We start from the raw sequence: 14,699 nt of genomic DNA on the forward strand, positions 1-14,699 counted from the left end.
CAATGGTCAGCACGCCCACCAGGCCGCAGAACGGCAAGCCGCGCGCCGGTTCCACCGCGGCGGGCACCCGGGGCCAAGCTTCCGCCTTAGACAGGCTGCGGACCATCTACCGCAGGTTCTGGTCCGCCCTGGAAGGTACGGGCACGTCACGAAACGGCTCCACCTACTACCTCATCCTCGGCGCCACCCTCGCCCTGACGGCCATCGGGATCATGATGGTCCTGTCGGCCTCAAGCGTCGAATCGATCGCCGCCGGCAAGTCGCCGTACGGTGACGCCCTGAAGCAGGGCGTCTTCGCCGCGCTGGGCATCTTCACCATGTTCGTGCTCTCGCGCGTCAACGTCGTGTGGCTCAAGCGGCTGGCCTGGCCCGGCATCGGTGCGGCCGTGGTGCTCCTGGGCCTGGTGCAGGTCATCGGCGACGAGATCAACGGCAACCGCAACTGGATCGACCTGGGCGGCGTCACCTTTCAGCCGTCGGAGGCAGCCAAGCTTGCCCTGGCGCTCTGGATGGCCACCGTCCTGGCCCGGAAGGGGCACCTGATCAGCCGCTGGCAGCACGTGCTGGTCCCGGCGGTGCCCGTGGCCGCCGTCATCGTCGTCCTGGTCCTGGTGGGCAACGACCTCGGCACCGCCATGATCATCATGATGATCGTCGCGGCCGCCCTCTTCTTCGCGGGCGTTCCGCTCTATCTTTTCGGCATCGCGGGCATCATCGCCGCCGCGGGCACCGCCGTCATGGCCGTCACCAGCTCGAACCGCATGTGCCGCATCACCTCATGGTGGACAGGACAGTCGTGCGCTGACGGGATCGATGCGAACTACCAGGCCACCAACGGCATGTACGGGCTCGCCTCCGGCGGGTGGCTGGGGGTGGGCCTGGGGCAGAGCCGGCAAAAGTACAGCTGGATCCCGGAAGCGCACAACGACTTCATCTTCGCCATCATCGGCGAGGAACTCGGGCTGGTGGGGACCGTCGTCGTCCTGATCCTCTTCGCCATCCTCGGCGCCGCCATCTACCGCGTGGTCGTGGCCCAGGCCGACATGTTCCACCGGGTCCTGGCCGGTACCATCATGGTCTGGCTGCTCGGCCAGGCAACCGTGAACATGTCGGTGGTGACCGGGCTGATGCCCGTTATCGGCGTCCCGCTGCCGTTTATCTCCTACGGAGGGTCCGCGCTGCTGATGTCCCTGTGTGCCATCGGCGTGGTCCTGTCCCTGGCCCGCGAACAGATGGCGCCCGCCATCCGGCCCAAGCGGATGCTCACATTCAAGTCCCGGAAAGGGCGGAACACCACCCGCCAACCAAAGACTGCAAGGAAGCGTGCCTAACCCGAAATGACTCCGACCCACCCCTCCATCGTCCTGGCCGGCGGCGGAACAGCAGGCCATATCAGCCCGCTGCTCGCCATTGCCGCCGCCCTTCGGAGTGCCTCGCCGGAGGCAGCGATCCTTGCCGTGGGAACACCGGCAGGGATGGAAACCCGGCTGGTCCCGGCCGCCGGCGTCGAGCTGGCAACGATCGACCGCGTGCCCTTTCCCCGGAAGCCGTCCGCCGACCTGCTGCGCCTTCCGGCCCGGCTGTCCGGCGCCGTCCGCCAGGCGGGCGCCATCCTCGACAGTGCCGCGGCCGACGTCCTGGTGGGCGTGGGCGGCTATGTCTGCACCCCGATGTACCTTGCGGCACGGAAGCGGCGGATTCCCATCGTGATCCATGAAGCCAATGCCCGGCCGGGCCTTGCCAACCGAGTGGGTGCGCTCCTGGGCGCGCGGGTGGCTGTCGCCTTCGAGGGGACACCCCTGCCGAAGGCGGTGCATGTCGGGATGCCCATGCGGACGGAGATTTCCAGCCTGGACCGCAAGGCCGCCCGCGCCGCGGCCCGCGAAGCGCTGGGTCTGGACCCCCACCAGCCCACCCTGATCGTCACCGGCGGATCCTCCGGAGCGCAAAGCATCAACCGGACCATCGCCAATGTTGTCGGGCAACTTTCCTCCGCGGGGATCCAGACCCTGCATATCACCGGCCGCGGCAAGACCGTCCTGGACGAGGGGGGCCGGCCGCTGGCCGCCCAGGGCTACCGCCAGGTGGAGTACATCGATGGCATGGAACTCGCCTACGCGGCGGCTGACCTGCTGCTGGCCCGGTCCGGCGCCGCTACGGTGTGCGAGGTGGCCGCCGTCGGCGTTCCCGCCGTCCTGGTGCCCCTGCCGATCGGCAATGGGGAACAGGCGCTGAACGCCGCAGGGCTCGTCGCCGCAGGAGGTGCCCTGCTGGTGGCCGACCGGGACTTCACGGCCGGGTGGGTCGCCAGGGAACTGGTCCCGCTGATCACTGACAAAGCACGGCTCGCCGGGATGGAAGCCAATTCCTACCGGCTGGGCATCCGAAACGCCGACCAGCGCATGGCTGGCCTCATCCTGGAAGCGGTACCCGCATGAACCCCAACAGCGCAGGACTGGATGCCCTTGGCCGGGTGCACTTCATCGGCATCGGGGGAGTAGGCATGTCTGCCGTGGCCCGGATCATGGTGGCCCGCGGCGTGCCCGTCAGCGGCTCCGACGCGAAGGACCTTCCCGTCATGGCCGACCTCGCCGCGGCTGGTGCGCGCATCGCCGTCGGCTACGACGCCGCACACCTGGGGGACGCGCAGACCGTGGTTGCCGGTTCGGCGATCCGCGGGGACAACCCCGAGCTCGCGGCCGCACGGCAGGCAGGCCTGCCGGTGCTGCACCGTTCCCAGGCACTCGCCGCGACCATGGGCGGGGACATCGTGGTGACCGTAGCGGGAACGCACGGCAAGTCCACGACGACGTCGATGGTCACCGTGCTGCTCCAGGGCGCCGGGCTCGATCCCACCTTCGCGATCGGCGCCAACGTGCCTGCCCTCGGCGTCAACGCCGCCTCCGGGCACTCCGGGATCTTCGTCGCCGAAGCGGACGAATCCGACGGCTCCTTCCTCAACTACCGGCCCCGGATCGCCGTCGTCACCAACGTCGAGCCCGACCACTTGGACTTCTACGGCACGGCGGAGGCCGTGTACGAGTCCTTCGACCGCTTCACCGCCCTGCTGCCCGCCGACGGAGTGCTGGTTGCCTGCGCCGACGACCCCGGCGCGCTGGCGCTTGCCGCCAGGACCAAGGCCCGTGGCAACACCCGCGTCATCCTCTACGGCACAAGCGGGGAGGCCGACGTGAAGCTGCTTGACGGCGGTCCGGGCCAGGTGTCCGTATCCACGGCGGCCGGGACATTCGGCCTTGCCCTGCAGGTACCCGGCAGGCACAACGCGCTCAACGCGGCCGCGGCTTTTGCCGTCGCCCTCGAGCTCGGCGTGGAGCCGGCGGCGGCAGCGGCAGGGCTCGCACGGTTCTCGGGGGCATCGCGCCGTTTTGAACTGAAGGGCTGGGAACGGGGGGTGCGCGTCTTCGACGACTACGCCCACCACCCCACGGAAGTGCGGGCCGCCCTCGCCGCGGCGCGGTCCGTCGCGGGGGAGCACAAGGTCCACGTCCTGTTCCAGCCGCACCTGTTTTCCCGGACGCGGGAATTCGCGGAAGAGTTCGCCGACGCCTTGAACCTTGCCGATACCGCGCTGGTCCTGGACATCTACCCGGCGAGGGAGGATCCCATCCCCGGGGTCAGCAGCCGGCTTATCACGGACCACCTGCGCGCGGCCGGCAGGCTGGTGGCTCCCGGCGACGCCGTCGCGGCCGTGACCGCCGTAGCCTCAGACGGGGACATCGTCCTGACCGTCGGCGCCGGAGACGTCACGGCGTACGGCCCCCGGATTGTGGAGGCCCTGCGTGGCTAGCACCCGCCGCCCCACCTATTCCCCGGCCGGCCGCAACAGGCGCCCGGAAGCGGAACCGGGGACCGGCGCCACAAAGGACACAGCCGCCACTGGTGACGTGATCACCGCATCCCGCAGCGTCCCGGACGAGGCCGCACCGAAGCCGGCGAAGGATGCGCCGAAGGCGGCAAAGGAGCAGAAGGCCGCGGGCGCCACGGTCCTGGCGTTCCCGGAACCGAAGGGCAAGCGCCGCCGGAAGAGGGCGCTGCTCGTGGCGGGCACGGTGCTGGCCCTCGTGGCCGGGCTGCTGGCGGCCGCCGTCTGCTCGCCGCTGCTGGCACTGCAGACCATCTCCGTTTCGGGCACGAAACTCACCACGCCGGGACAGGTCGAGGCTGCGCTGGAACCACTGCGGGGCAAGCCGCTGCCGCAGATCAGCGACGACGAAGTCCGTGGCCTCCTGGACACGCTGGTCCAGGTCAAGTCCGTTACCGTGGAGGCCCGCCCGCCGTCGACGCTTGCCGTCGCCGTGCACGAACGCATTCCGGTGGCCCTGGTCAAGCAGGGGGAGCAGTACCAGTTGGTGGACGTCGACGGGATCCAGCTGGCCACCACGGACGACCCCGCATCGGCCTCCCTGCCGGTCATTGATGGGGGCGCGGGCGCCATCGGCCAGGACCTGTTCAGGGCCACCGCCGCAGTCCTGGCTGCCCTGCCGGCCGACGTGCTGGCCAAACTCTCCAATGCCTCCGCCCAGTCCGTGGACGCCGTCGAACTCAAACTCGTGGATGGCCAGACCATCGTTTGGGGAAACGCTTCGGAGAAGGAGCTCAAGGCCAAGGTTTTGGCCGCGCTGCTCAAGGCTCCGGTTGATCCCAAGAACCCTGTCCGGGTCTACGATGTCAGCGTGCCGCGCCAGCCTGTGACGCGCTGAGCACTTTCTTTCCCGGTATTAATCCGACACGCGGACCCGGTTATTGAATGTCCGAACCAGAGGAAATACCGTCACAGACAAGAGTTACTTGACATAACTATAACCTTCAACTCGAAGGTTAAGGTTGTAGCCTTCAAGCTCTCCATCAGTTTTCGCAATAAGACACGAACAAGGGACACGTAACGTGGCAGCTCCGCAGAATTACTTGGCCGTCATCAAAGTCGTCGGCATCGGCGGCGGTGGCGTGAACGCAGTCAACCGCATGATCGAGGTCGGGCTTCGGGGTGTTGAGTTCATCGCGATCAATACCGACGCCCAGGCACTGCTGATGAGCGACGCCGACGTGAAGCTCGACGTCGGACGCGAGCTGACCCGTGGCCTCGGAGCAGGTGCCAACCCGGAGGTGGGCAAGCAGGCCGCCGAGGACCACGCGGACGAGATCGAGGAAGTCCTGCGCGGCGCCGACATGGTGTTCGTGACCGCAGGTGAAGGCGGTGGCACTGGCACGGGCGGCGCGCCCGTCGTCGCCCGGATCGCACGCTCCCTCGGCGCCCTGACCATCGGCGTCGTCACCCGCCCGTTCACCTTCGAGGGCCGCCGCCGCGCCGGCTCCGCGGAAGCCGGCATCGACGCCCTCCGCGACGAAGTCGACACCCTGATCGTGATCCCCAACGACCGCCTGCTGTCCATCAGCGACCGCAACGTCTCGGTCCTTGACGCCTTCCGCTCCGCGGACCAGGTGCTGCTCTCCGGTGTCCAGGGCATCACCGACCTCATCACCACTCCGGGCCTGATCAACCTCGACTTCGCCGACGTCAAGTCGGTCATGCAGGGCGCCGGCTCCGCCCTGATGGGCATCGGCTCCGCCCGCGGTGAAGACCGCGCCGTCAAGGCGGCCGAACTGGCCATCGCCTCGCCGCTGCTCGAAGCGTCCATCGATGGCGCCCACGGCGTGCTGCTGTCCATCCAGGGGGGTTCGGACCTGGGCCTGTTCGAGATCAACGAGGCCGCCCGCCTGGTCCAGGAGGTTGCCCACCCCGAGGCCAACATCATCTTCGGTGCCGTGATTGACGATGCCCTCGGGGATGAAGCGCGTGTCACGGTGATCGCCGCTGGCTTCGACGACGTCAAGGCCACCTCACCTTCCATGGACCAGTCGCAGTCGCAGGCAGCGCCGCAGCGGCCGGCCGCCCCGGCTGCAGCCCCCGCATCCGCGCAGCCCCAGTCCACCAGCCACCAGGCCAACGTCCAGCCGATCCACGCCGGTGTCGGCGCCGCGGGGCTGAGCAACTGGGGCCAGCAGCGGCCGTCAGCTGTGCCGGCGGACTCCGGCTTCGACGTCGACCTCCCGTCCGTTGTGGAGCCGGACCTGACCGGCACCCACCCGGACGACCTGGATGTCCCCGACTTCCTGAAGTAGGCAGCGGCTTGTTCCATTGGCGCGCCGACATCCTTCCCGGGGTGTCGGCCGCATTCACTGACGCGGAGGCCGGCAACCTGGCCCTGCACGTGGGGGATGACCCCGCGGTGGTCCGGGAGCGCCGGCGGCGCGTGGAACAGTCCATTGGCGTGGAGACCCAGTCGCTGCGCTTCATGAACCAGGTCCACGGCGCAAACGTTGCCGTGATGGATGCCGGCACCCCGCTTCCGGAGGCAGACGCCATGGTCTCCCGCGGCCTGCCGCTGGCCGTCATGGTGGCCGACTGCATTCCCGTCCTGCTGGCGGGAATCTCTGCCAACGGTCCCGTCCTCGCCGCCGTCCACGCCGGCCGCCCCGGCATTGCCAACGGCGTCCTTCCGGCCTCGGTGGAAAGAATGGCGTCCCTTGGCGCCTCCGGCATCCGCGCCTGGCTCGGTCCCTCGATTTGCGGCGCCTGTTACGAAGTTCCGGCAGCCCTCCGCGATGAGGTCGCCGGCCGGGTGCCCGCAACCTGGAGCGACACCTCGTGGGGAACGCCAGCCCTGGACCTGCCGGCGGGGGCCCGCAGCCAGCTCGAGGCTGCCGGTGTGCAGGTGGAATACTCCGGTGCCTGCACGCTGGAGACGGAGAACCTGTTTTCGTACCGCCGCGACCGGAATACCGGACGCTTCGCCGGGCTGGTGTGGTGCCATGACTGACCCCAGCACCTCCGCCGAAGAACACAACGACCCCCGGACTGCCGAACTGGCCGTACGCCTCGCCGCTGTGCGGCAGCGCATCTCGGACGCCGCCGCGGCCGCGGGGCGCAGCGACAGGTTGCCGACCCTGATCGTGGTCACCAAATTCCACCCGGCCGCGGACATCCGGCGGCTCGCCGCGCTTGGTGTCACGGACGTGGGGGAAAACCGGGACCAGGAAGCATCCGCCAAGACCGCGGAACTCGCCGACTGCCGGCTCACCTGGCACTTCGTCGGCCAGCTGCAGACAAAAAAGGCCAAGTCAGTGGTCCGTTACGCTACCGCCGTGCACTCGGTGGACCGGCACCAGCTGGTTGACGCCCTTGCAAAGGCGGCCCGGAACGAGATGGACGCCAGCGGGCGTCCACCATTGGACTGCTTCATCCAGGTCTGCCTGGCGGACGACGGCGGCGCGCACCGCGGCGGAGCGGCCCCGGCCGACGTCCCGGAACTGGCGGAGAGGATCGCCGGCGAAGGCAGCCTGAACCTTGCTGGCGTCATGGCCGTGGCCCCGTTGGGCCTGCCGGCGGGGCCGGCCTTTGAGAAGCTGGCCGGCATCTCCGCGCGGCTGAGGGCCCGACACCCCGGTGCCACAGCCATCTCCGCCGGCATGAGCCAGGACCTGGAAGAGGCCATCATGTTCGGAGCGACACACCTGCGAATCGGTTCCGATATTCTCGGTTCCCGTCCCGCGGTGGGGTAGCGTCGGTCCTGTTGGAAGTGATGGGCGGGGGACCCCAGTGCTGTCGAATCATTGGGCGGCCCGCTTACGGGACACGATTAGGAGTCGACCATGGCCGGCGCTCTGCGCAAGACAATGATCTATCTTGGGCTCGCCGACGGCGATGAGCATTACGAGCCCGAGCAACAGACCACACGTAAGGATGAGGACGAAACAATGGAAGTTGACCGCGAGGAACGCCGTGCGCCAGCACCGGTCCGCGAAGTCAGCCGTGAGGCGTCCTACACCCCTGAAGAGGAATACCGCGCCCCTGTGACTCCGATTAAGCGTGCGGCGTCGAGCCGTGAAGAGAACACCGGCCTCCGCCAGATCACCACGATCCACCCGCGCTCCTACAATGATGCCAAGCTCATCGGCGAGAGCTTCCGGGACGGCATTCCGGTCATCATGAACGTCACGGACATGGGTGAAGCCGACGCCAAGCGCCTGGTGGACTTTTCCGCCGGGCTGGTTTTTGGCCTCCGCGGCAGTATCGAACGGGTGACGAACAAGGTATTCCTGCTCTCGCCGTCCTACGTCGAAGTGATCGGCGATGACAAAAAAGCCAGCGACACGCAGGCCAGCTTCTTCAACCAGAGCTGATTTCAAGGACACGGCCGATGCCAGGCAGGGACACCTGCCTGGCATCTGTGCTGAAATAGAGAAGACGTTCGGCACCACCGCGGGATACGGAGATATGAATTAAGCCATGGCAATTGTTTTCGCACTGGTCTATCTCGCGCTGCTGCTCTTCTTTATCGCCCTCATCATCCGCCTGGTCTTTGACTGGGTGCAGATGTTCGCACGGGAGTGGCGCCCCAGGGGTGCGGCGCTGGTGGTGGCCCACACCGTCTACACGATCACGGATCCTCCCCTGAAGGGGCTGCGGCGGATGATCCCGCCCCTCCGGCTGGGCGGCATCTCGCTGGACCTGGGATTCCTGATCCTCTTCATTGGGGTCAGTATTGCGATGAACATCACCAGGGGACTCGCCTGATTTGCCTCCAACACCCCGGCGCCGCAACGGGGCTCCGTGACGGGGAACAGTTACTGTGAAAGCGGATAAAGCTTGAGTTTGACACCGCAGTGTTGAATTAGAGTAAGCAGACCAAATTTAGGTACCGTAGTTTTGACGGCCGGAAGGCCTACTGACTAACCAGACCAGTGAGGTGACCAGATGGCTTTGACGCCAGAAGACGTTGTCAACAAGCGCTTTCAGCCCACCAAGTTCCGCGAGGGCTACGACCAGGACGAGGTTGACGACTTCCTGGACGAGATCGTCGTCGAGCTCCGCCGCCTGAACCAGGAAAATGACGAACTTCGCAAGAAGCTCGCCGAGGCCGGTTCCAGCGTTCCGGCAAGCTCCGCCGCCGCTCCTGTGGTGGAAAAGGTCCCCGCACCGGTCAAGGCTGACAAGGACGAAGCCCGCGAAAAGGCCGAGGCTGAGGCCAAGGCTGCCGAGGCCGCCAAGAAGAAGGACGTCCAGCCGGCTCCGGCTGCTGCCGCTCCCGCCGCGCAGGCTCCTGCCGCCACCGCTTCCGCCGAGTCGGCCGCCGGCCTGCTCGCCATGGCCCAGCAGATGCACGACCGCCACGTCGCTGACGGCCAGGCGCAGAAGGACAAGATCATCGCCGAAGCGCAGATCGAAGCCAGCAGCCTCGTCAACGACGCCCAGGAAAAGTCCCGCAAGATCCTCGGCGCGCTGGAACAGCAGCGTTCGGTCCTGGAGCGGAAGGTGGAGCAGCTGCGCGGCTTCGAACGCGACTACCGTTCCCGCCTGAAGGCCTACATCGAGGGCCAGCTGCGCGACCTGGAAGCACGCGGCTCGGTTGCGACGCCGGAAGTCAGCGAAGCCAACTAACCTGGCAGCACGTATTCTGAAAGCCGGTGGCTGAGGATTCCTCGGCCGCCGGCTTTTGGCATCACACGGTTTTACGAATGAAAGCACCATGACTGACGAAATTGCCGCCGACGCCGCACGCCCGGTGCCGCCATCCCCGCGCCCGCGCCGGGCTGTGCTGCTGTCCCTCTTCGCCGGATTCGCGGTGTTTGCCTATGTCCTGGACCAGCTGACCAAACTCTGGGTCACCTCCACCATGGTCGAGGGCGAGCGGATCCCGGTGCTCCCGCCCCTCCTGCACTGGTACTTCATCCGGAACTCCGGGGCTGCGTTCTCCATTGGCGAGAACATCACCTGGGTGTTCTCCTTCATCATGGCCGGAGTCGCCGTTGCCATCCTCTTCCAGGTCCGCAGGCTGGGATCCGCCTGGTGGTCGTTGGCGCTGGGCCTGCTGCTGGGCGGTGCGCTCGGAAACCTGACCGACCGGCTGTTCCGTGAACCGTCCTTCGGAATGGGGCATGTGGTCGATTTCATCCAGTTGCCCAACTTTGCGATCTTCAACATCGCCGATTCCGCCGTGGTGTCCGCCGTCGGCATTATCTGCATCCTGACCATCCGGGGCATCGCCCTGGACGGAACCCGCGTGGGCGGCGGACGCAAGGAGGGGCCCGGCGATGAGTGAGCGGATAGTCGTTGAAGACGCCTACGCCGGAACCCGTGCCGACGCCGGACTGGCCGGGATCCTCGGAGTCTCGCGCTCCGTCGCGGCCTCCCTGCTGGCGGAGGGCAATGTGCTCCACCGCGGCAAAACGCTGGGCAAGTCGGCAAAACTCGTGGCCGGGGATGTCCTGGATATCACCGTGCCGGAACGGCGCGACCCGCTGGAAGTCGTGGAGGAACCTGTGGAAGGCCTGAACATCCTGCTCGACGACGACGATTTCGTCGTCGTCGACAAACCCGTGGGCGTGGCCGCGCACCCCTCGCCCGGCTGGGTGGGACCAACCGTGGTGGGCGGCCTGGCCGCCGCGGGCTACCGCATTTCCACCTCAGGGGCCCCGGAGCGGGCGGGCATCGTGCACCGGCTCGACGTCGGCACGTCCGGTGTGATGGTCGTGGCGAAGTCCGAGCGGGCCTACACCGCCCTCAAGCGGGCGTTCAAGGAACGCACTGTCGATAAGGTCTACCACGCCGTGGTGCAGGGGCTGCCGGATCCTTTGACCGGGACCATCGACGCGCCTATCGGCCGCCATCCCGGGCATGACTGGCGTTTCGCCGTCATCGAGGACGGCCGCGATTCCGTCACCCACTATGAGGTGCTTGAAGCGTTCGGCAAGGCCAGCCTGGTGGAAGTCCACCTTGAGACCGGACGGACGCACCAGATCCGCGTCCACTTCTCCGCGCTCCGCCACCCCTGCGCCGGGGACCTTACCTACGGCGCAGACCCGCGGCTGGCTGCAAACCTCGGGCTCACCCGGCAGTGGCTGCACGCGCGGGAACTCTCGTTCGACCACCCGGTAACGGGGGAGCGCGTCACGGTGACCAGTGACTATCCGCAGGACCTGGCCTACGCCCTGGACGTGCTGGGATCCGGGAAGGCCTGACACGCCCCCACCGGCCCGGGCGGCGGGCACGCAGCGCTTAGAATAGTGCGGTGAGTTCCAGCAATGATTCGTTTGTCCACCTGCACACCCACACCGAATATTCCATGCTGGATGGAGCTGCCCGCCTGGGGGAGCTGTTCGACGAAACCGAGCGCCTGGGCATGCCTGCCCTGGCCACCACGGACCACGGGTACCTGTTCGGGGCGTTCGACTTCTGGCAGAAGGCCCAGGCCAAGGGCATCAAGCCAATCATCGGCGTCGAAGCGTATGTGACTCCGGGCACCGCCCGCACGGACAAGGAACGCGTGCGGTGGGGTGACGAGTCCCAGCGCAAGGACGACGTCTCCGGTGGTGGCTCCTACACGCACATGACGCTGCTGAGCTACAACAACGTGGGCATGCGGAACCTGTTCCGCGCCTCATCCATCGCGTCCCTGGATTCGGTCTTCGGCAAATGGCCGCGGCTGGACCGCGAACTGCTCAACACCTATTCCGAAGGCCTGATCGCCACCACAGGGTGCCCGTCCGGGGAGGTCCAGACGCGGCTGCGCCTCGGCCAGTACCGCGAAGCCCTGGAGGCGGCAGCCGAATTCCGGGACATCTTCGGCGCCGAGAACTATTTCTGTGAGCTGATGGACCACGGCCTGGACATCGAACGGCGCGTCACCGGAGACCTGCTGCGGCTGGCCAAGGACCTGAACCTGCCGCTGGTGGCCACCAACGACCTGCACTACACCCACGAGCACGACGCCAAGGCGCACGAGGCCCTGCTGGCCATCCAGTCCGGCTCCACGCTGCTGGAGCCGACGTATGACAACGGCGGTTCCCGGTTCGCCTTCTCCGGCAGCGGCTACTACCTCAAATCCCCGCAGGAGATGCGGGAGCTCTTCCGCGACCACCCCGACGCCTGCGACAACACGCTGCTCATCGCCGAGCGGTGCGAGGTGTCCTTCAACACGGACGCCAACTACATGCCCCGCTTCCCCTGCCCGCCCGGCGAGGACGAGACCTCATGGCTGGTCAAGGAAGTGGACAAGGGCCTGAAGTACCGTTACCCCGGCGGTGTCCCGGACGATGTCCGGAAACAGGCCGACTACGAGCTCGGCGTCATCACGTCCATGGGCTTCCCCGGCTACTTCCTGGTGGTCGCCGACTTCATCAACTGGGCCAAGAACAACGGCATCCGGGTAGGTCCGGGCCGTGGGTCCGGTGCAGGCTCCATGGTGGCGTACGCGATGCGCATCACCGACCTCGACCCGCTCCGGCACGGCCTGATCTTCGAACGCTTCCTCAACCCGGACCGCGTCTCCATGCCCGACTTCGACGTCGACTTCGATGACCGGCGCCGCTCCGAGGTCATCGACTACGTGACCCGGAAGTATGGCGACGAGCGCGTGGCCATGATCGTCACGTACGGCACCATCAAGACCAAGCAGGCACTCAAGGACTCCTCCCGAGTGCTGGGCTACCCCTTCAGCATGGGCGAACAGCTGACCAAAGCCCTGCCGCCGGCCGTCATGGCCAAGGACATCCCGCTGGCGGACATCCAGAACCCGGAAGCCAAGCGGTATTCGGAAGCCGGCGACTTCCGGCAGCTCATCAGCACCGACCCCGAAGCCGCCAAGGTCTTCGAAACGGCCCTGGGCATTGAGGGCCTGAAGCGCCAGTGGGGCGTGCACGCGGCCGGCGTCATCATGTCCTCGGACCCGATCATCGACGTCATCCCGATCATGCGCCGCTTCCAGGACGGCCAGGTCATCACCCAGTTCGACTACCCCACGTCCGAGGGCCTGGGCCTGATCAAGATGGACTTCCTGGGCCTGCGGAACCTAACGATCATTTCCGACGCCCTCGAGAACATCAAGATGAACCGCGGCATCGACCTGGACCTGGAAAACCTGGAGCTGGACGACGCCCCGTCCTACGAACTCCTGGCCCGCGGCGACACCCTGGGCGTCTTCCAGCTCGACGGCGGACCCATGCGGTCGCTGCTCAAGCTGATGAAGCCTGACAACTTCGAAGACATTTCCGCCGTCCTGGCGCTCTACCGTCCCGGCCCCATGGGTGCCAACGCGCACACCGACTACGCACTCCGGAAAAACGGGATCCAGGAAGTCATTCCCATCCACCCTGAACTCGAGGAACCCCTGAGGGAGATCCTGGGCGGCACCTTCGGCCTGATCGTGTACCAGGAGCAGGTCATGGCCGTGGCGCAGAAGCTGGCCGGGTACTCGCTGGGCCAGGCAGATATTCTCCGCCGTGCCATGGGCAAGAAGAAGAAGTCGGAACTGGACAAGCAGTTCGCCGGCTTCTCCCAGGGCATGCAGGACAACGGCTACTCCATGGAGGCCGTCAAGACCCTCTGGGACATCCTGCTGCCGTTCTCCGACTACGCCTTCAACAAGGCGCACTCGGCCGCGTACGGGGTCATTTCCTACTGGACCGCCTACCTCAAGGCCCACTATGCGCCCGAGTACATGGCCGCGCTGCTGACCTCGGTGGGTGATGACAAGGACAAGTCCGCCATCTACCTCAACGAATGCCGCCGCATGGGCATCACGGTGCTGCCGCCGGACGTCAACGAGTCCGCCCTGAACTTCACCCCCGTGGGTAACGACATCCGCTTCGGCATGGGCGCCATCCGCAACGTCGGCGTCAACGCCGTGGAGGCCATGGTGGCGGCGCGCGAGAGCGAGGGCGCGTTCACGTCCTTCAAGGACTACCTGATGAAGGTCCCGGCCGTGGTCTGCAACAAGAGGACCATCGAATCGCTGATCAAGTCCGGCGCGTTCGATTCCCTGGGCCACCACCGCCGCGCCCTGGCGATGGTCCACGAGGAGGCCATCGATTCGGTCATCACGCTCAAGCGCAACGAGGCCATCGGCCAGTTCGACCTCTTCGCCGGCTTCGAAGAGGCCGAATCGGAGGCGTCCCTGAGCATCGAGATCCCGGACCTGCCCGAATGGGAGAAGAAGGACAAGCTCTCCTTCGAACGGGACATGCTGGGCCTGTACGTGTCCGACCACCCGCTGCAGGGCCTTGAGGGACTCCTGAGCCAGCACGCCGAAATGAGCATCACGTCCATCCTCGGCGAGGACGGCCCCCAGGACGGCGCCATCATCACCATCGCCGGCATGATCACCTCGCTCAGCCGGCGGATCGCCAAGGCCAGCGGCAACGCCTACGCCCGTGCCGAGGTGGAGGACCTGGGCGGTTCCATCGAGGTGATGTTCTTCGGCCAGGTGTACGGGCCCATCGCTTCCGTGCTTGCCGAGGACCTGATCGTGGTGGTCAAGGGCAGGCTGCAGAAGCGCGACGACGGTGCCATCACCCTGAACTGCATGGAATTGTCCGTCCCGGACCTCAGCGAGGGACTGCACGGCCCGCTGGTGATCACCATGCCCACGCACAAGGCCACCGAGGCCGTGGTCACGGAACTGGGCGACGTGCTGCGCACCCACCGGGGCAATTCGGAGGTCCGCCTGCACCTGCAGGGCGATACCCGGACCGAGATCATGGGCCTGCCCGTGCACCTGCGGGTGAACCCGAGCCCCTCACTCTTCGGTGACCTGAAGGTCCTGCTGGGCCCCGCCTGCCTGGACGCCTAGGGCGTGTCTCCTAAACCTTGGCTGGTTTAGCCGGGATGCTTGATGGGTGTC

At 66.8% G+C, this 14,699-nt stretch carries 13 protein-coding genes; all 13 read left to right on the plus strand.

Going from position 1 to position 14,699, the window contains the following annotated elements:
• The first annotated feature begins 2 nt into the window (after positions 1-2).
• The 13 genes from ftsW (at position 3) to dnaE (ending at position 14,648) form a co-directional block, all read left to right on the plus strand.
• Positions 3-1,331 carry a putative lipid II flippase FtsW gene (gene ftsW / locus ACYSM9_RS17570; RefSeq protein WP_461858243.1) on the plus strand — a complete coding sequence of 443 codons (1,329 nt, stop codon included), beginning with the start codon at positions 3-5 and terminating at the stop codon, positions 1,329-1,331.
• 6 nt (positions 1,332-1,337) lie between these two features.
• Positions 1,338-2,438, plus strand: a complete 1,101-nt coding sequence (murG, locus tag ACYSM9_RS17575; RefSeq protein ID WP_461858244.1) for an undecaprenyldiphospho-muramoylpentapeptide beta-N-acetylglucosaminyltransferase — start codon at positions 1,338-1,340, stop codon at positions 2,436-2,438.
• Positions 2,435-3,808, plus strand: coding sequence for a UDP-N-acetylmuramate--L-alanine ligase (gene murC / locus ACYSM9_RS17580; RefSeq protein WP_461858245.1), 1,374 nt, complete (start codon positions 2,435-2,437; stop codon positions 3,806-3,808). Before murG ends, murC begins: the two co-directional genes overlap by 4 nt.
• Positions 3,801-4,721, plus strand: coding sequence for a cell division protein FtsQ/DivIB (locus ACYSM9_RS17585; protein ID WP_461858246.1), 921 nt, complete (start codon positions 3,801-3,803; stop codon positions 4,719-4,721). Before murC ends, ACYSM9_RS17585 begins: the two co-directional genes overlap by 8 nt.
• Positions 4,722-4,905: 184 nt before the next feature.
• Positions 4,906-6,141, plus strand: coding sequence for a cell division protein FtsZ (gene ftsZ, locus ACYSM9_RS17590; protein WP_461858247.1), 1,236 nt, complete (start codon positions 4,906-4,908; stop codon positions 6,139-6,141).
• An 8-nt stretch (positions 6,142-6,149) separates the two neighbouring features.
• A complete protein-coding gene (locus ACYSM9_RS17595) occupies positions 6,150-6,839 on the plus strand; it encodes a polyphenol oxidase family protein (RefSeq protein ID WP_461858248.1) in 690 nt (229 codons plus the stop codon).
• Entirely contained in the window at positions 6,832-7,581 is a 750-nt protein-coding gene (locus ACYSM9_RS17600; RefSeq protein WP_461858249.1) for a YggS family pyridoxal phosphate-dependent enzyme, read from the plus strand. The genes ACYSM9_RS17595 and ACYSM9_RS17600 overlap by 8 nt, the downstream gene beginning before the upstream one ends.
• Positions 7,582-7,671: 90 nt before the next feature.
• On the plus strand, positions 7,672-8,202 hold the full coding sequence (locus tag ACYSM9_RS17605; protein WP_221387504.1) for a cell division protein SepF: 531 nt from the start codon (positions 7,672-7,674) through the stop codon (positions 8,200-8,202).
• Positions 8,203-8,308: 106 nt separating this feature from the next.
• Positions 8,309-8,596: a YggT family protein gene (locus ACYSM9_RS17610; protein WP_461858250.1), complete on the plus strand. Its 288-nt coding sequence runs from the start codon at positions 8,309-8,311 to the stop codon at positions 8,594-8,596.
• Between the two features lie 180 nt (positions 8,597-8,776).
• Complete coding sequence (locus ACYSM9_RS17615) at positions 8,777-9,460, plus strand: DivIVA domain-containing protein (RefSeq protein WP_461858251.1); 684 nt, start codon at positions 8,777-8,779, stop codon at positions 9,458-9,460.
• An 88-nt stretch (positions 9,461-9,548) separates the two neighbouring features.
• Positions 9,549-10,121, plus strand: a complete 573-nt coding sequence (lspA, locus tag ACYSM9_RS17620; RefSeq protein ID WP_461858252.1) for a signal peptidase II — start codon at positions 9,549-9,551, stop codon at positions 10,119-10,121.
• Complete coding sequence (locus ACYSM9_RS17625) at positions 10,114-11,040, plus strand: RluA family pseudouridine synthase (protein ID WP_461858253.1); 927 nt, start codon at positions 10,114-10,116, stop codon at positions 11,038-11,040. The genes lspA and ACYSM9_RS17625 overlap by 8 nt, the downstream gene beginning before the upstream one ends.
• Positions 11,041-11,090: 50 nt before the next feature.
• A complete protein-coding gene (dnaE, locus tag ACYSM9_RS17630) occupies positions 11,091-14,648 on the plus strand; it encodes a DNA polymerase III subunit alpha (RefSeq protein WP_461858254.1) in 3,558 nt (1,185 codons plus the stop codon).
• Positions 14,649-14,699 lie beyond the last annotated feature (51 nt).

The sequence above is a fragment of the Arthrobacter sp. C152 genome, from assembly GCF_054890965.1.